The 16,064-nt window shown below is 72.3% G+C and carries 13 protein-coding genes; 7 read left to right on the top strand and 6 right to left on the bottom strand.

What is annotated here, in order from left to right; translation table 11 throughout:
* The 6 genes from ABT130_RS02685 (at position 1) to ABT130_RS02660 (ending at position 7,846) form a co-directional block, all read left to right on the top strand.
* Complete coding sequence (locus tag ABT130_RS02685) at positions 1 to 375, top strand: Zn-ribbon domain-containing OB-fold protein (protein ID WP_350912825.1); 375 nt, start codon at positions 1 to 3, stop codon at positions 373 to 375.
* Positions 372 to 713 carry a VOC family protein gene (locus ABT130_RS02680; RefSeq protein WP_350952237.1) on the top strand — a complete coding sequence of 114 codons (342 nt, stop codon included), beginning with the start codon at positions 372 to 374 and terminating at the stop codon, positions 711 to 713. The genes ABT130_RS02685 and ABT130_RS02680 overlap by 4 nt, the downstream gene beginning before the upstream one ends.
* A 35-nt stretch (positions 714 to 748) precedes the next feature.
* Positions 749 to 2,338: a class I adenylate-forming enzyme family protein gene (locus ABT130_RS02675; RefSeq protein ID WP_350952235.1), complete on the top strand. Its 1,590-nt coding sequence runs from the start codon at positions 749 to 751 to the stop codon at positions 2,336 to 2,338.
* Positions 2,339 to 2,364: 26 nt separating this feature from the next.
* Positions 2,365 to 4,566, top strand: a complete 2,202-nt coding sequence (locus tag ABT130_RS02670) for an acetate--CoA ligase family protein (protein ID WP_451935685.1) — start codon at positions 2,365 to 2,367, stop codon at positions 4,564 to 4,566.
* 1 nt (position 4,567) lies between these two features.
* The gene (locus tag ABT130_RS02665; RefSeq protein ID WP_343966456.1) at positions 4,568 to 5,317 is read left to right on the top strand and encodes a glucose 1-dehydrogenase; all 750 of its coding nucleotides are present in this window, start codon (positions 4,568 to 4,570) and stop codon (positions 5,315 to 5,317) included.
* Positions 5,318 to 5,455: 138 nt separating this feature from the next.
* Complete coding sequence (locus ABT130_RS02660) at positions 5,456 to 7,846, top strand: ATP-binding protein (protein WP_350952231.1); 2,391 nt, start codon at positions 5,456 to 5,458, stop codon at positions 7,844 to 7,846.
* A 163-nt stretch (positions 7,847 to 8,009) separates the two neighbouring features.
* Here the strand turns inward: ABT130_RS02660 and ABT130_RS02655 are convergent, their stop codons facing one another.
* Together ABT130_RS02655 and ABT130_RS02650 are read right to left on the bottom strand one after the other, a co-directional pair.
* On the bottom strand, positions 8,010 to 8,555 hold the full coding sequence (locus ABT130_RS02655; RefSeq protein ID WP_350952229.1) for an ATP-binding protein: 546 nt from the start codon (positions 8,553 to 8,555) through the stop codon (positions 8,010 to 8,012).
* Positions 8,552 to 8,761, bottom strand: a complete 210-nt coding sequence (locus ABT130_RS02650; protein ID WP_350912810.1) for a DUF5999 family protein — start codon at positions 8,759 to 8,761, stop codon at positions 8,552 to 8,554. The genes ABT130_RS02655 and ABT130_RS02650 overlap by 4 nt, the downstream gene beginning before the upstream one ends.
* Before the next feature lie 525 nt (positions 8,762 to 9,286).
* On the opposite strand from ABT130_RS02650, the gene ABT130_RS02645 reads away from it, so the two are divergent.
* Positions 9,287 to 10,807: a CHAP domain-containing protein gene (locus ABT130_RS02645; protein ID WP_350952227.1), complete on the top strand. Its 1,521-nt coding sequence runs from the start codon at positions 9,287 to 9,289 to the stop codon at positions 10,805 to 10,807.
* Between the two features lie 13 nt (positions 10,808 to 10,820).
* Here ABT130_RS02645 and ABT130_RS02640 read toward each other — a convergent pair whose 3' ends face one another.
* From ABT130_RS02640 to ABT130_RS02625, 4 genes are all read right to left on the bottom strand, one after another.
* Complete coding sequence (locus tag ABT130_RS02640) at positions 10,821 to 11,642, bottom strand: TIGR03619 family F420-dependent LLM class oxidoreductase (protein ID WP_350912806.1); 822 nt, start codon at positions 11,640 to 11,642, stop codon at positions 10,821 to 10,823.
* A 79-nt stretch (positions 11,643 to 11,721) separates the two neighbouring features.
* Positions 11,722 to 12,720 carry an acyl-CoA dehydrogenase family protein gene (locus ABT130_RS02635; RefSeq protein ID WP_350952225.1) on the bottom strand — a complete coding sequence of 333 codons (999 nt, stop codon included), beginning with the start codon at positions 12,718 to 12,720 and terminating at the stop codon, positions 11,722 to 11,724.
* Positions 12,717 to 13,871, bottom strand: a complete 1,155-nt coding sequence (locus tag ABT130_RS02630) for an acyl-CoA dehydrogenase family protein (protein WP_350952223.1) — start codon at positions 13,869 to 13,871, stop codon at positions 12,717 to 12,719. Before ABT130_RS02630 ends, ABT130_RS02635 begins: the two co-directional genes overlap by 4 nt.
* Positions 13,872 to 14,109: 238 nt before the next feature.
* Positions 14,110 to 15,843 carry a trypsin-like peptidase domain-containing protein gene (locus ABT130_RS02625; protein WP_350952221.1) on the bottom strand — a complete coding sequence of 578 codons (1,734 nt, stop codon included), beginning with the start codon at positions 15,841 to 15,843 and terminating at the stop codon, positions 14,110 to 14,112.
* Positions 15,844 to 16,064: the final 221 nt, after the last annotated feature.

The following is a 16,064-nucleotide window of genomic DNA, read 5'->3' as shown; positions in this document are numbered from 1 at the left end:
ATGACCGGATCGATGACCGGCGACACGCTCGCCTACTGGGACGCCTGCCGTCGCGGCGAGCTGGTCGTCCAACGCTGCACCGCCTGCGCCCGGCGGGTGCATCTGCCCGCCCCCGAGTGCCCCGGCTGCGGCGGCACCGACCTCCCCTACGAACCCGTCTCCGGCGACGGCACGGTGCACACCTTCACGGTCGTGCACCGCTCGTTCGTGCCCGAGTTCCGGGGGCGGGAGCCGTACGTGCTGGCCTGGATCGACCTTCCCGAAGGGGTACGGGCGTTCGGGCAGGTCGTGGAGTGCCCGCCGGACCTGGTGCGGATCGGCATGCCGGTGCGCGTGACCTTCGTCGACGACCTGCCCCAGTGGAGGCCCGCGTGAGCAAGCTCGGCAACGTCCTGATCCCCGTGGACGACCTGGAGACGGCGATCGCCTTCTACTCGGGGACGCTCGGGCTGGCGGTCAGGTTCCGCGACGGCGACCGGTTCGCCGCCCTGGACGGCGGGGGCGCCACGGTCGCGCTGGTCGCGGCCGAGGAGCGGGTGGCGGGCGAGGTCACCGCGCCCTCGTACAAGGTGGACGACGTCGCGCGGGCCGCCAGGGAGCTGGCGGGGGCCGGGGCCGAGCTCGTACGGGAGCCGGAGACCGGGCCGCACGAGATCAGAGCCATACTGCGCGACCCGTCAGGAAACGTCTTCGTCCTCTACTCCTCGCACTGACACCCTCCACCCCTCGCTCCGAACGGAGGCCAGAGATGGCGCGCCCGACCCCGGCAGGCACCCCGTACGGCAACTACGCCCACGCCATCCTCACCGCCAACGCCATGCGCACCCCCGACAGGGTCGCGCTGACCTACTGCGGTGAGCAGAGCTTCACCTACGCGGAACTCGACCGGCTCGTCAACCGGCGCGCCCACGCGCTGGCGGAGGCCGGCCTCGCCCCCGGGCAGCGGATGGCCGCGCTGCTCAACGAGACCCTGCACGTGGCCGAGGTCTACCTGGCCGCGGCGAAGCTCGGCGCCGTCACCGCGGCGCTCAACCCGTACTGGCCCGTCGACACCCTGGCCGCGGTCGTCGCGCACTCCGGCGCCACCGCGTTCGTGTACGACTCCACGGTGGAGGCCGCCGTCGCGGAGATCCGCCCCCGGCTGCCGGAGATCACCCGCTGGATCAGGGTCGGCGGCCCCGGCGAGGACGCCGTGGACCTGGACGCGCTCACCGCGGGCGCCGCCGAGGACGAGATGGCCCTCGGCGGCTTCTGGGACGATCCGCTGGCGCTCTACTACACCTCCGGGACGACGGGCCTGCCCAAGGCGGTGGTCCACACGCACGCCTCGTCGCTGGCCATCGCGCAGATCTGGCTCGACGTGCCGCGCACCGAGGACTCGGTGCTCGGCACCGGGGCGATCATCTGGGGCATCGGCTTCCCCGCCCTCGTCGGGCCGGCGCTCTACGCGGGCATGCGGCTGGTGCTCGAACAGGACTGGGGACCGGCGAACTTCCTGAGGGTGGTCCCCCGGGAGAAGGTCACCCACGTCTCGCAGATCCCCTCCTTCTACGCGGCGCTGCTGGGCTCCGACGACCACGCGGGCGCCGATCTGTCGTCCCTGCGGGTCATCATGCTGGGCGGCGAGCCGCTCCCCGCGGCGCTGCTGGCCAGGATGAAGGAGCGGCTGCCCGACGCCGGCGTCTACTGCTACTACGGCCAGACGGAGGCCCCCTACACCTGCCTCGGCCGGGTCGACGACGGCAGCACGCCGCTCGGCTCCTCGGGCAGGGCGCGGACCGGCAACGCCGTGCGGATCACCGGCCCCTCGGGCGCCCGGCCGGCCGGCGAGGTCGGTGAGATCAACCTCGCCGGGCCGCACCGGATGACCGGGTACGACGGCCTGCCGGAGAAGACCGCCGAGGTGCTGCGCGACGAGTGGTACGTCGGCGGCGACCTGGGCGTCCTGTCGGAGGACGGAAACCTCACGGTGCTCGGCCGCCGCGAGGAGTCCGTGTTCAAGGGCGGCATCTGGTCCCAGCCCTCGGTGATCGAGGAGGCCGCGGTGGCGCTGGACGGCGTGGCGGAGGCCGGCGCGGTCGGCGTGCCCGCCCAGACCGAGGGGCAGGAGGCGGTCGAGCAGCGGATCCTGCTCGCGGTGGTGGCCAGGACGGGACACCCGGCCGACCCTGCCAAGATCGCCCTCGCCCTGGCCGAGACGCTGCCCGCGCACCAGCGACCCGACCACGTCGTCGTCGCCGCCGAACTCCCGCATTTCCAGGACGCCTCCGGCGGACCCGGCAAGCTGCTGAGGCGGGAGATCCGGGAGAGGTACCAGAACCGGATGGACGAGGCGTGACCGCATCCACCGGCGGGCCACCCGAGATGTCCGGCGTATCCGCGGTATCCACGGCGTCCGGAGCATCTCAGCGGCCCGCCCCCGCACGGTTCGCGGAGCACGAGGTCAAGGCCCTGCTGCGGGAGTGGGGGGTGGCGGTGCCCCGAGGCACCACGGCCGCCTCCCCCGCCGAGGTCGCCGCGGCGGCCCGGGGACTGACGCCTCCCCTGGTGCTCAAGGCCCATGGTCCCGGCCTGGTGCACAAGTCGGACGCGGGGGCGGTACGGCTGGGGCTGTCCGGGCCGGCCGAGGCGGCGTCCGCCGCCGCCGAGATGCTGGCCGGACTCGTCTCGCGGGGCATCACGCCCGACGGGTTCCTGGTGGAGGAGCAGGCCGCACCGGGGGTCGAGCTGATCGTCGGCGTGGTGCGCGACCCGGGTTTCGGACCCGTCCTGCTCGCCGGGCTCGGTGGCGTGTGGACCGAGGTCATGCGCGACACCGCGCTCTGTCTCTGTCCCGCCTCCGAGGCCGACGCCCGGCGGATGCTCGCCTCACTGCGCGGCGCGCCACTGCTGCACGGCCACCGCGGCCGGCCCGCCGTGGACTCGGAGGCCCTGGTCGGGCTGCTGCTCGCGATCGGCGGGGCCGGAGGAGTGTGGGAACGGCTGGATCTCGGCGAGTTCGAACTCAACCCGGTGATCGCCACCGAGGAGGGCGTGGTCGCGGTGGACGCGCGCTACCTTCCCGGCACGGCGGAGCCCACCGGGCCGGGGCCGGAAACCCCGGGACAGCACGGGTCCGGGCAGGACTTCACCGCGCTGTTCGAGCCCAGGGCGGTGGCCGTGGTGGGCGCGTCCGCGAGCAGACCGAACTTCGGGAACATGTTCCTGGAGTTCTACAAGGCCACCGGCGTGCCGCTGGTCGCGGTGCACCCGGAGGCGGACGAGATCAACGGTGTGCCCACGGTGCCGACCCTCGCGGAGGCGGACGCCGACTACGCGCTGGTCGCCGTACCGGCCGACCGCTGCGCGAAGGTCGTGCGCCACGCGAAGGGCCTCTCGTTCGTCCAGGTGATGAGCGGCGGGTTCGGCGAGGCCGGGGCCGCCGGGCTGGAGGCCGAGCTGGTCAGGGCGGCACGGGAGGCGGGGGCCCGGCTGCTCGGGCCGAACTGCATGGGCGTCTACAGCCCGCGCGGCGGGCAGACCTTCATCGGCGGCGAGCCGGGTCCTCCGGGCCACGTGGCGTTGATCTCGCAGAGCGGCGGCCTGGCCGGAGAGGTGGTCAGGGTGGGCGAGCGGCGCGGGCTGGCGTTCAGCCGCGTGGCCACGGTCGGCAACTCCGCCGACGTGACCCCCGCCGAGTTGCTCGGCTGGCTCGGCGGTGACGAGCACACCTCGGTCGTCGGCATGTACCTGGAGGACCCCCGGGACGGCCGTGCCCTCTTCGAGGCCCTGATGTCCGTGCGCGGACGGCTCCCGGTCGTCCTGCTGGTCGGCGGCCGGAGCGGCCAGGGGCGCAGGGCGGCCGCCTCGCACACCGGCGGCATGGTCGGCGACGGCCGCGTCTGGCGGGCCCTGGCCGACCAGACCGGCGCCGTCCTGGTCGGCAGCCAGGACGACCTGATCGGCGCCCTGTCCTTCTTCCAGTCCCACGCCTCCAGGATCGCTCCCCCCGCCGGGGCCGTCGCGGACACCGCACGGGAGCCGTGGACGGGCCGCGGCGAGGACGGCCTTCCCTCCGTGCTGGTGATCGGCCCGAGCGGCGGGGCGAGCGTGCTGGCGGCGGACGTCCTCGACGCGGCGGAGCTGGTGCTGGCGGCGCTGCCCGACGAGACGCGGGACGTGCTGAAGGCCCTGGGCGCGGGGGCCGCCGGCACCTCTCCGGCCAATCCGCTGGAGGTCCCGGTGGGTCCGCGAGGCCGCCCTGAGCTGGTCAGGGAGGTCATCGGGGCGATCGTGGCGCGCCGGCCGTACCCCGACGTCGTGGCGCACGTGAACGTGCAGAGCTTCTTCACCTTCGGAACCTCCGCCGACCCCCTCTACGCGTACGCGCACAACCTCGCCCGGGCACAGCGGGACCTGCCGGGAACCAGGATCACCCTGGTCACCAGGAACGGCGAGTGCGCGCCGCCCGGAGTCGAGGACGAGGTCCGCGCGATCGCCGCCGGTGCGGGAATCCCCGTCTACCGCTCGATGGAGGCGGCCGCCGTGGCCGTCGCCGCCGCCGCACGTTTCATCCGAGGAGCTTGACATGGGTCTTCTGGACGGCAAGGTCGCGCTGGTCACCGGTGGTGCCAGGGGCATGGGCGAGTCCCATGTACGGCTGTTCCTGCAGGAGGGGGCGCGGGTCGTCTTCGGCGACGTGCTCGACGAGGAGGGCAAGGCGCTCGCGGAGGAGACCGGCGCGCTCTTCGTCCACCAGGACGTGACCAGGCCCGAGGACTGGGAGCGCGCGGTCGGCGCCGCCGTCGATACCTACGGCAAGCTCGACGTCCTGGTCAACAACGCCGGAATCCTGAAATTTCGTCGGATCGAGGACATGGCGCTGGAGGAGTTCGAGCGTGTCCTCGACGTCAACCTCAAGGGCACCTGGCTCGGCGTCAAGTCCGTCATCGAGCCCATGAGGGCCGCCGGCCGGGGCTCGATCGTGAACATCTCCTCGGTCGAGGGTTTCATCGGCGCCGAGGGCATGTCCGCCTACTCCGCCTCCAAGTTCGGCGTACGCGGGGTGACCAAGGCCGCGGCCCGTGAGCTCGCCCAGTTCAAGATCCGGGTGAACTCCGTGCACCCCGGCGCGATCAACACCTCCATGGTGCTGGACCCGGAGATCATCGCCAAGGTGGACGCGGAGGCGTTCATGAAGTCCATGGTCATCAAGCGTTTCGCCAAGCCCGTCGAGGTATCTCATGTGGTGGCCTTCCTCTCCTCCGACCGGGCGAGCTACTGCACCGGTAGCGAGTTCACGGTGGACGGCGGCCTGCTGACCGGCGCGGGCTACTGATCCACCGGCGCCCATCCGGTCACGGTCACGGCGCGTACGGGGGCGAACCCCCCTGCGCATAGTGTGGATGGTGCCGGTCGGACCCGAACATGTGACGGTTCGCCTGCCGAGGCCGGCGTGAGGCGCTGATGAACGCTGATGGATGAGGTGGCACCGGCCACCCCGAAACGGTGGCAGACAGCGGGGCTGCCACCCGAGGTGACCAGTTTCGTAGGACGTCGGCATGAGGTGGCCGAGGTCAGGCGCCTGCTGTCCAGAGCCCGCGTGGTGACCCTCACCGGCCCCGGCGGCGTCGGCAAGACCCGGCTGGCCCTGCGCGTCGCGGCCGACGTCCAACGGGCCTTTCCCGACGGGGTGTGGCTGGTCGAGCTCGCCGGGCTGAAGGACCCCGAACTGCTCGACGCGTCGGTGAGCGAGGCCCTGGCGATCAGGGACACCTCGCACCGCCCCCCGGTGGAGGTGGTCGTCGAGCACCTCAGGGAGAAGCATGCGCTGCTGATCCTCGACAACTGCGAGCACCTCCTGCGGGACTGCGCCGTGCTGGTGGAGATCCTGGTGCGCTCGGCCCCCGGCCTGCGGATCCTCACCACCAGCCGGCAGGCGCTGGGCATCGCCGCCGAGCAGACGCTGGCCGTGCCGACGCTGCCGCTGCCGCCGCCGGCACCCGACTCCGACCGTCCGAGACTGCCCGCCGAGCCCGCCACGCAGTCCGAGGCGGTACGGCTGTTCGCCGAGCGGGCCTGCGCCGTCCTGCCGGACTTCACGGTCACCGAGGCCAACCGGGCCGCCGTGGAGCAGATCTGCCGCAGGCTGGACGGCATCCCGCTCGCGATCGAGCTGGCGGCCGCACGGTTGCGCGCGCTCTCTCCCGAGGACCTGCTGGCCAGGCTGGACGACCGGTTCCGGCTGCTCACCGGAGGTTCGCCCACGACGCTGCCCCGCCAGCAGACGCTGCGCGCGCTGATCGACTGGAGCTACGCCCTCTGCACGGAGAAGGAGCAGCTGCTGTGGGCGCGCGTCTCGGTGTTCGCCGACGGCCTGGACCTCGAGGCGGCCGAGGCGGTCTGCTCGGGGGACGGCATCGATCGCGAGGAGGTGATCGACCTGGTGATCGGGCTGGTGGGCAAGTCCGTCCTGATCAAGGAGGATTCCCCCGCCACCTCCTCGGTGACCCGCTACCGGCTGCTGGAGACGATCCGGCAGTACGGCCGGGAACGGCTCGTGGACCTGGGGCAGGAGACCGCGCTCCGGCGGCTGCACCGCGACCACTACCGGCGGCTGTCCGCGGAGGCGTACGCGCAGCGGTTCGGCCCGTTCCAGGTGGCCTGGTTCGGCAGGTTGAATCTCGAACACGCCAACCTGCGCACCGCGCTGGAGTACTGCTTCACCGACCCCGAGGAGACCCCCGCCGCCCTGGGCATGGCCGCCGACCTGCTCTACCACTGGATCACGAGCCACTATCTCAGCGAGGGACGCCACTGGCTGGACCGGAGCCTGCCGGCCGTCACCGGGCCCGACGAGATCCGGGGCCGCGCGCTGTGGTCCAACAGCTGGCTGGCCATCATCCAGGCCGACGTCACCGCCGCCGCGGCGATGCTGGAGGAGGCCCGGGTGCTGGGGGACCGGCCGGGGCACGAGCCGACCCTGGGCTACGTCGCGCTCTACTCGGGAATGATCGCCATGTCCCGGGGAGACCTCGGAGCCGCGATCGAGCTCTATGAGGAGGCGGCGGCGCGTCACCGCGTCGACGACGACCCGGCGGGCCTGGCCCTGACGCTCATCCGGCTCTGCCTCGCCCACTCCTTCCTGGGCGACTGGACGAGTTCCGTCTCCGCGGGCGAGGAGTGCCTCACGCTCTGCGAAGCCCACGGGGAGGGCTGGCACCGGGCTTACGCGATGATGGCGCTCGGCATCGGGGTCTGGTCCCGGGGCGACGCCCGGCGCGCGACCGAGCTGGAGAGGGAGAGCCTGAGGTTCAACCGTTCGCTCGACGACCTGCTGGGCATCGGCGTCAACCTGGAGGTGCTGGCCTGGATCGCCGCCGCGGCGGGAGACCACCGGCGGGCGGCCGTACTACTGGGGATCCTGGAGACGATCTGGCAGGCGATCGGAGCGCCGATGTCCGGGTTCGGACACCTCATGCACTACCACGACGAGTGCGAGGCCCGTACGCGTGAGGCCCTCGGGAAAGCGGCCTTCGACGCCACCGTCAGGCGGGGCGCGAAACTGCCCTGCGACGAGGCGCTGGCCTTCGCCCTCGACGAGGGCGCCCGCCCCGGCAGGCATCCCGACAGGGCCGAGCCGTCGCCGTCCCCGCTGACCCGCAGGGAGACCGAGATCGCCCAGCTCGTCGCCCAGGGGCTGAGCAACAAGGAGATCGCGGCCTCGCTGACGATCGCCCAGCGCACCGCGGAGGGTCACATCGAGCACATCATGACCAAACTGGGCTTCCACTCCCGGGCCCAGATCGCCGTCTGGATCGGCGAGCGCAACCGGGACACGGACGGGAGTCACCCATCCGGCATCTGATGTGAGGAGGGGGACGCCGGAGCCGACGAGTGCGGCGATCTCGTCGGCTCCGGCGGCCGGCGGACGGCGAGTCGGGGAACTCTGCCTCCGCTTTTCCGAGGTGGTACGTGGGTTCGGCTCCCGGCGGGGGCGGGGGTGACCGGCGCGTATGGCGGACCCGCGGTCAGCACTCGGCGGCGGCGTGCGCGGGAAGCTCGAACCAGACGGCCTTGCCGTCGCAGGTACGGTCGCTACCCCAGCAGCAGGAGAGCAGGTCGAGCAGGTGCAGCCCGCGTCCCCGCTCGTCGTCCTCGCAGGCCTGGTACACGCGGATCGGGGAGGGGTCCGTGTCCGCGTCCTCGACCTCGCAGCGCAGCAGGCCGTCCTCGAAGGAGAGGGCGAGCCTGATGGTCCCCCGCGAGTGGTGCAGCGCGTTGGTGACCAGCTCGCTGACGAGCAGTTCGGCGACCGTGCTGTGCTCCTCCCGCAGCCCCCAGTCCGCCAGGCAGGCGCGGGTCATCCGGCGGGCCCGGGGCACGGACGACGACTCGGGAGTGAGGGAGAACGACGTCTCCTTCACGTCCGGCTTCTCAGGGAAGAGGGTCATGGGCGCCACCTCGGCCGGGTGCGGCTCGCGCACCCGGCCGCCGTCGGCGACCGGCCACGGCTGGGTGACCCGCTGGAGCGGCGTGCTCGCCCCCTGGCCGGCGGGAACACGAACCGGACTCATGCCGCCTGCCTCATTGGAACGCGGTGAGTGGGCATGTCGTGGACGGGAGTGCTCCGCCCGTCCGGCAGGAGCGCTCCGGTGTCATCGAAGACCACGACGCCGTTGCAGAGCAGACCCCACCCCTGCTCGGGGTGGAAGGCCACGAGGGACGCGGCTTCGTGATCGGGGGCGCTTGCGAGAGGGCATCGCGGCTGGTGCTGACACATGGCTCCTACCTTTGGTCCTTCATTGGTTGCAGTTGAGCCTTCGTTGTGACGAGCATCTCCCAGCACCGATCCCGGCATATCGGGATAAATACCCATATCCATACCTATTTCGCCGATGGTAAAGAGGTCGGCCCTCGGCAGGAGGGGTGGTCAACAGGACCGATCCGCGCGGAGACAGCGCTCCTGGCTCCGGTTGCGGACGCCCCGTAGATCTTTTCGCCAAATGCTCTACTCACGGAAGATCGCGCGAAAGCCCCCTGACGTCGCCTTTTGTCTAGGTATATGACGCCGAGTGACTTTGCATGCACTTTAGACTGTCGTGACCTGTCCTTGAGGCCGGGTAGCCTCCCTCGTCACGGAAGACAACCGGCCAGTGGTGCCGCCGCACGCGTCTCACCCGTCCCCGGGAGGCTCGCGTGAACGCGCCGTCGCTCGACCCCGTCTCCCGGTGGCCAGGTCGCGAGGCGGAGCGACCATGCCCGCACGGCCACCGGGGGTCCCCTGAAACCTCATATGACCCCTGAGATGCAGAAGTTCATCAAGCTGCTGGAGAGCCAGCTCGGATACTCCGAGAAGAGCGGCGGCTACACCAAGTTCGGCGACTGGTACGGCAGGACCGTCGAGTTCGACGCCGACTACACCGCCGCCCCCTGGTGCGACATGTACCTCTCCTGGGCGGCCGCCAAGCTGGGCTACGAGGAGTGGATCGGCCAGTTCGCCTACACCGTCTACCACGCCCGGTGGTTCCGCCAGCAGGACGCCTGGGGCACCACTCCCAAGCCCGGGGCCATCGTCTTCTTCGACTGGAGCGGTTCGAAGAGGATCGACGGCATCGACCACGTGGGGATCGTCACCCGGGTCGAGGGGAACAGGATCCACACGATCGAGGGCAACATCGACGGGGGGATCGCCAAGCGCAAGGAGCGCGACACCGGCAAGGTCGTCGGCTACGGGTATCCGGAGAAGATCAAGGCCCGGCTGGACCGGGAGGCCACCGAGAAGCAGACGGTTCTCGACCCCGCCGCCACCACCGCGAGCGGGGGCGGTGGCGGGGGCGGGGGCGGGGGCAACCTGGTGGCGATCGATCCAGGACCCGACCTGCTCGCCCTGGTCCCCGCCCCCGTCCCCGCGAGAAAGACCCCGGCGTCCGCGGGCCCCGGCAAGGCCGGACAGCCCCCCGGGCACGCCACCGGGACAGCCGCCGGAAACGGCCGGGAGTCCACCGCGGGGAACCGCGGCAAGACCGCCTCGGGAGATGACGGCAGGACCGTCCCGGGGAACGGCGAAGGGGCCGCCGCATCGCGGCAGAGCGGCACCGCGAACACCTCGGAGGGTGACCGGGCGGCCGCCGGAACGCCCGGTCAGGCCCAGGTGCCGGCCCCCACCGGCCGTACCTCGCCGGGCAAGCACGCCAAGGCCGCCACCGCCGACACCAGCGCGCTCGCCGTCTCGCCGACCGCCACCGTCCGTGATCTCACCGTGCATCCCCCGGAGCTCGGCACCCCCGCCGTGCTCGCGCCGGTGCTGCTCGCCGCGGCCGCGATCATCGCGCACGCCAGGGCCAAGCAGTCGAGGGTACGGCTCGCGCTCGCCGCCGAGCGCACCGCGCCGGTTCCCCCGTCCCGCAGGGCTCCGGGCCGCCGCCGCGCCCCCGGCCGGACCGGCACCCCCGGCCGTTCCAACGCGCCCTACCGGGGCAGGCGTCGTTTGCCCGAGCGTCCCGTGGTGGAGTCGTCCACCTTCGTGCAGGACGCCCCGTTGCGCGGCCGCCGCCACCGCCGGGCCGACCCCGTGATCACCACCACCATCCCGGCCACCCCGGCCCGTTCCGCCCACCCCGCCCGTTCCACCATGCCCGCTCACCGGGCCACCGGCCCGAGAACGGCCACCGTCTCCGCCTCCCTCCCGGTGGCCCGGAGCGGTCGGGGTGGTCGGGGTGGGCCCGCCATCCCGGCCGGCCCCCTCACCTCACCCGCCGAACCGGGCGACGTCCTGGTGCACAGCGGCTACCGGGGGCGCCGCCGCAGGACAGGGGTGCCTGCCTAGGGACCCGATGAATCTAGAGATGATCGGCGGCGAAGGCGGCCAGCGCGGCCACGGCGTCGCGGCTGCGTCGCCAGGGGCGGACGATCATGCGGTCCACGCCGAGCCTCTCCCAGCGCGGGATCTCGGCGGGGCCGCCGAGTTCGTAGGCGTGCGCGGTGACCGAGAAGGGGCGGTCGTCGCGGAGCGCGGCGAGCCTGTCGAGCTGCGGGCGGATCGTCTCCAGGGAGTGCGGCATGCTGATCCAGCCGTCACAGAGCCGGGCGGCCCGCCGCAGGGCCGCGCCCGACTCGCCCCCGGCGAGGATCGGCAGCCGGTCCTGGACCGGTTTGGGCTCGAACGCGACCTCGGGGAAGTCGTAGAAGCGTCCCGCGTGCGCGACGACCGGCTCGGACCAGAGCCGCCGGGTCACCTCGATCGCCTCGTCCAGGCGTGGACCCCGGGTCGCGAAGTCCACCCCGGCCGCCAGCCACTCCCCCTCGTACCAACCGGCGCCGACCCCGCAGATCGCCCGCCCTCCCGAGACCCTGTCCAGGGTGGCGAAGGCGCGGGCGGAGACGAAGGGATGCCGCAGCGCGTAGAGGTGCACGGCGGTGCCGAGCCGTATCCGCGAGGTCAGCCCGGCCAGCCAGCACAGGTAGGCGGGGGCGTCGAAGAGCGGGGTGACCGGGGAGATACCCGGCCTGTCGGTTCCCGGATAGACGGCCAGCGACAGGTCGGTGGTGAACACCAGGTGCTCGGGCAGCCAGACCGACTCGAACCCCAGCTCGTCGGCGGCGACCGCGACGTCCCGCCACGCGTCCGGATGGATCAGCCCCAGCGGGACCCCGAACCTCACGACGCCTCCCTCGGTGGCCGTGCGGGAACCGCGCCCTCGCGCGGGCGGCCCCGCTCACGGCCGGCCGGGACCTCCCGGCTCACGGCCACCTCACCGATCCGGCGGAACCGAGGATCTCGGCTCTCAGCCGGGACCGGTGCAGGGCGGTGCCGCCGTAGGCGGCGGAGAGGGACCACACCCGGGCGAGCCACAGGTGCAGATCGAGCTCCTCGGTGTAGCCGATCGCACCGTGCACCTGAAGCGCGGTCCTGGCGGCCAGCTCGGCGGCCTCTCCCGCGGCGGCCTTGGCCGCGGCGACGTCCCGGCCGGCGGTCGGCAACTCCCTGTCCACCGCGAAGGCCGCGGCGTAGACCAGCGGCGCGGCGAACTCGACGGCCACCGCCACGTCGGCGAGCAGGTGCTTGACCGCCTGGAAGGACCCGATCTGGACACCGAACTGCCTGCGGGTCAGCGCGTGGCCGACGCTCGTCTCCAGCAGATGCCTGGCCGCCCCGACCAACTGGGCGGCGACCGCCACGGTGACCGCGCGGACCGCGGGGGCCACCGGGGCCGTGAGCCGGGTCACACCGTCGGACACACCGTCGGAGCCCGCGTCGAAGTCCACCGCGAACAGCCTTCTGGTCCGATCGACCCCCGACTGGGGCGTGAGCCGCGCCCGCCCCGGCCGCACCGCGTACGGGACGCCGTCGCGCTCGACGACCAGCAGGTCCGCCAGGTCCGCGTCGGGAGAGTAGACCTGGTCGCCGATGCGCACGCTCACCCGCAGCGAGCCCGCGGCGAGCTTGCCCAGCCCCGGGTCGCCGGCGAGCAGCACCGGGGCCGCCACCGCGGTCTCGGCCACCGGACCGGGGAGCGCGACCCGGCCCGTCTCCTCGAAGGCGAGCACCGCGTCGAGGAGCCCCAGCCCGAGGCCGTCGTGTTCCTCGGGGACCAGCAGCCCGAACAGTCCGATCTCGGCGAGCCGGGACCAGGCGGGGGTCCGCTCCGTCCGCGCGGCCCGAGCCGGGCAGTGCGCGGCGAGTACCTCCCTGACCGTGGCGGCCAGTGCGAGCTGGTCATCGGTGAAGGCGAAGTTCATCGTGGAAGCCCCAGGACGCGTTCGGCGATGATGTTGCGCTGGATCTCGTTGGTGCCCGCGTAGATCGGTCCGGCCAGGGAGAACAGGAAGCCGTCCAGCCAGCGCCCGCCGTCCTCGGCCTCGGGGGCACCCCCGTCCAGGAGGCCGCGCTCGCCGAGGAGCCGCAGGGCGAGGGTGTGCATGCGCACGTCCAGCTCGGACCAGAAGACCTTGCCCATGCTGGAGGCGGAGCCGATCTCCTCCCCCGCCGCCAGACGGCGGGCGGTGCCGAAGGTGTGCAGGCGGTAGGCCTCGGCGTCCAGCCAGGCGCGGGCGACCTGGTCGGCCAGGGCGGGATCGGTGCCCTCGGTGCCACCCGAGCGGGCCAGCCGGACCAGCCGGTCGGCCGTGGCCGTGAACCGGCCGGGGCTGCGCAGAGTGAGTCCCCGCTCCGAGGAGGTGGTCGCCATCGCGATCCGCCAGCCCTCGCCGGGGGCGCCGAGCACCAGGTCGTCGGGGACCTCGACGCCGTCGAAGAACAGTTCGGCGAACCCGTGCTCGCCGTCGAGCTGGGCGATGGGCCGTACGGTGACGTCGGCCAGCGGGAACATGAAGTAGGTCAGGCCCCGGTGCCTGGCCGAGGCGGGGTCGGTCCGGAACAGGCCGAAGCCCCAGCCCGCGTAGCAGGCCCGGGAGCTCCAGGTCTTCTGCCCGTACAGCCGCCAGCCGCCCTCCACCCGCTCCGCGCGGGACCGCAGGGCGGCCAGGTCACTGCCCGCCTCGGGCTCGGACCAAGCCTGCGCCCAGACCTCGTCGGCCCTGGCCATCGCGGGCAGGAAGCGCTCCCGCTGCTCCGCCGTGCCGTACGAGAAGATCGTGGGGGCCAGCAGGAAGATGCCGTTCTGGCCGACCCGGCCGGGGGCGCCCGCCGCCCAGTACTCCTCCTCGAAGATCAGCCACTCGACGAGGCTCGCCCCCCGCCCGCCGTACTCGACGGGCCAGGAGACCACCGACAGCCTGTCCGCCGCGAGCAGGCGCTCCCACTCGCGATGCGCCTCGAAGCCCTCCCTCGTGTCCATCGAGGGCAGCGGGGCGGCCGGGACATGCCGGGCCAGCCAGTCCCGCACCTCGGCCCGGAATTCCCGCTCCGCGGGGGTGAAGTCCAGATCCACTACACCAACCTAGCGCACGCTTGGGTAAGCGTACAGCGGGCCATATCGCGAAAGGCCCGGAGCGGTGGTTCCGCTCCGGGCCCCGACACCCTGGTGGTGCCCCTCGCCCGAAGGGCACCACCGGGGTGTTCTCCCAGCGTCACCCGTCCGGCACATTCGGACGGGTGACGCCGATTCCGCTCGGACGGGCGCCGCCGGCGCTCCCCCCAGGAGTGGGCACCCACCCGAGCGGACGTGATCAGCGCTGCTCGGGCGGGCGCTGCCCCATGTTCCGGCGCAGCTGCTCCAGCTCCGCCTCCAGACCTGCGATCCGGGTGTTCGCTCCCGGTCCGCCCGACCCCTGCTGGGGCTGCGGCGGGCCGTACGGCGACTGCGGGCGGACCGCCCGGGTCTCGGGCCCCGCCGGGAGCGGGTAGGGCGGCCGCTGCTGGTACTGCTGCTGCGGCGCGCCGTACGGCTGCCCCTGCTGGCCGTACTGCGGCTGGCCGTACTGTGGCTGCCCCCCCTGCAACTGCGCCGGGTAGCCGGGCTGCGCCCCGTACGGAGCGGGCGGGAAGGAGGCCGGCCCCTTGGAGCGGCTCTTGCCCCTGGCGACCGCGACGAGCGTGCCTATCACGAACGCGGCGACCAGGCCGCCGCCGCCCCAGAGCAGCCACGGCAGGATCGGGGTGCCGCTCTCGTCCTTGCCCGCGGTGATGGCCTGCTGGGAGTCGCTGATGTACTTGGCGACGTACGGGTGGTTCGGCTGCAGCGCCTGCACCTCGCGGAACTTGGGCAGCGCGTCGGAGTACTTGTTCTGGAAGAACAAATCGAGCGCCTCGTTGTAGGCCTTCGTCGTCACCGACTCGGCCGGCTTGATGTTCTTCTCGTTCAGCTTCTCCTTGACGATGCTGACCGGCAGCACGAAGCTCTCACCCTCGGTGGAACCGCCGTCCTGCTGGATCAGGCCGCCGACCAGGATGCCGATGACCTTGCCGTCCTTGCTGAACACCGGACCGCCGGAGTTGCCCGGGTAGGAGGGCGCCTGGGTCTGGATGTACGGCACCCCCTCGGGGGTCTGGCGGCTGGCGTTGTAGGGGCCCTCGGTGAACGCCGGGTCGAGCTTGGACTCAAGGTTGAAGATCGAGGTCTGCGTCACGGTGCCGGGGAACCCGCTGATGTAGAGGGTGTCGCCGACGCGCACGTCCGAGTCCTCGCCCAGCGGCACGGTCGGCAGGTTGTTCTGCCCGTTGGCCTTGAGGATCGCGACGTCCTTGCCCGGGTAAACGGTGCCCTTGGCGACCAGCTCGATCGGCACCGTCTTGGTGGTCTTGTCGACGCCGCCGCCCGGCAGGCTCTGCAGCAGCGAGAGCGAGCTCTGGACATTGCGGATCTTGATGTTCTCCGCGTTCCAGATCTGGAAGATCTTCGCCGCGTTCCGGAGGATCTCCTCGTCGGAGGCGATGTCTCCGAGGCTGGCGACCAGGTCCGCGGCGTCCTTCTCGTTGATCTTCGTGAGCGCCTGTGCCGCGAAGGTCTGGGCCAGCTCGGTGTCCTCCTGACCGACGCAGTGCGCCGCGGTCACCATGTAGCCGTCCGGCGTGATCCACCAGCCGGTGCACAGCCCGCCCGCCGTCGCCTCGACGACCCGCTCCTGCCCGCCGGGCGAGAAGTAGCGGCTCGGGTTCTTGGCCATCTGCTGCACGACCCAGCGGTAGATGCTGTTCTCGTCGGAGGAGATCTTGCCGCTCTGTACGGCGTTGATCCCCTGCTGCGTCAGGGTCCTGATCGCCTCCAGGTTCGCCTCGGGCGTCGGCACGGCCACGTCCGCCGTGTAGGACACCGAGGTCAGCTGGACGGACGGGTGCGTCCTGGCGGCCAGCCACGTCCCGACGGGGACGTCGACCTCTTTGGGTTTGGCCACCGCTGTACCCGGCAGTGCCAGCGTGCTCGCCAGCACCAGGCCCGCGACGGCGCTGATTCTTCCCCACATCTTCGTACTCTCCCCAAAACTTGCTTCCCGAGGCGAGAGCATGACGGGAACCACTTGGGGAGTACTTGTAAGCGACTGGTAGGCCGCCGAGAGCGCCCGACGACGTGCTGGAACCCTCCCGGCGCTCAAGGGGCAGGACGGCCCCGCGCCGGTAAGCGATCAAGGTATGGGCGAGTATATGCCCACAACGGCGAGCGTCGAATCCGTACGCGCCGCGCGGC

This window comes from Streptosporangium sp. NPDC001681, from assembly GCF_040298085.1.
Classification (GTDB): domain Bacteria; phylum Actinomycetota; class Actinomycetes; order Streptosporangiales; family Streptosporangiaceae; genus Streptosporangium.
This window is presented reverse-complemented; position numbering and strand designations above follow the sequence as displayed.

Bases quoted from the DNA above. Each gene is read 5' to 3' on its own strand.
- ABT130_RS02685 (WP_350912825.1), top strand. From the start codon at position 1: ATGACCGGATCGATGACCGGCGACACGCTCGCCTACTGGGACGCCTGC.
- ABT130_RS02675 (WP_350952235.1), top strand. From the start codon at position 749: ATGGCGCGCCCGACCCCGGCAGGCACCCCGTACGGCAACTACGCCCAC.
- ABT130_RS02670 (WP_451935685.1), top strand. From the start codon at position 2,365: ATGTCCGGCGTATCCGCGGTATCCACGGCGTCCGGAGCATCTCAGCGG.
- ABT130_RS02665 (WP_343966456.1), top strand. From the start codon at position 4,568: ATGGGTCTTCTGGACGGCAAGGTCGCGCTGGTCACCGGTGGTGCCAGG.
- ABT130_RS02660 (WP_350952231.1), top strand. From the start codon at position 5,456: ATGGATGAGGTGGCACCGGCCACCCCGAAACGGTGGCAGACAGCGGGG.
- ABT130_RS02655 (WP_350952229.1), bottom strand. From the start codon at position 8,555: ATGAGTCCGGTTCGTGTTCCCGCCGGCCAGGGGGCGAGCACGCCGCTC.
- ABT130_RS02650 (WP_350912810.1), bottom strand. From the start codon at position 8,761: ATGTGTCAGCACCAGCCGCGATGCCCTCTCGCAAGCGCCCCCGATCAC.
- ABT130_RS02645 (WP_350952227.1), top strand. From the start codon at position 9,287: ATGCAGAAGTTCATCAAGCTGCTGGAGAGCCAGCTCGGATACTCCGAG.
- ABT130_RS02635 (WP_350952225.1), bottom strand. From the start codon at position 12,720: ATGAACTTCGCCTTCACCGATGACCAGCTCGCACTGGCCGCCACGGTC.
- ABT130_RS02625 (WP_350952221.1), bottom strand. From the start codon at position 15,843: ATGTGGGGAAGAATCAGCGCCGTCGCGGGCCTGGTGCTGGCGAGCACG.